1 protein-coding gene is annotated in these 505 nt (G+C 41.6%); it reads right to left on the bottom strand.

Going from position 1 to position 505, the window contains the following annotated elements; translation table 11 throughout:
- Positions 1-415, bottom strand: a 415-nt coding sequence (locus tag ACFING_RS10180; protein ID WP_375630860.1) for a hypothetical protein, incomplete at its 3' end; no start/stop codon positions are given.
- Between the last annotated feature and the right edge of the window lie 90 nt (positions 416-505).

Raw genomic sequence — 505 nt, 5'->3', positions numbered from 1 at the left:
TTGAATGCTCTTTCTCTGCTTGTTCTTTCAACTCCTTTTCACGGAATCTCAAAACAGCATTGCGTACAAAATTGGCTTTTCTCAAAAGACTGTTTTCTAAATCTCGACACAACCTGACAAGTTCTCGTGTGCTCGGAAAAAACGTATCGGATAAACAATTTATTTCATCACATAAAATCCGTTTGACCACTGTCATCAGTGACCATGCAGAGACATTTTCCAAAACCATTCCATAGGTCAACGCCATTCCCTCATGGTCTGATTGTTGTGCTATTTTCAAACCACACGACAGCATGCGAATAGCTTTTGCTATATCCTCTTTACCTGCTTTCACTGCGAAGAACTCTTGCAATTGATTACCAGCCTCTAAAGCAATCGATTCCTGCTGTTTCGTTAATTGGCTGCCATCCTTCAAAACAAACGGACCGCTCGGAGGTATCATCGCATGAATGTGTTTCAAAATACCCTCGATTTCCGATATCAAGGAGACTGTCTGCGATACGCT

The sequence above is a fragment of the Bartonella sp. AP150HLJHH genome (assembly GCF_042196385.1).
Classification (GTDB): Bacteria; Pseudomonadota; Alphaproteobacteria; order Rhizobiales; family Rhizobiaceae; genus Bartonella.
Note: the sequence above shows the minus strand (reverse complement) of the source record. Positions and strands in the feature narration are given on the sequence as shown.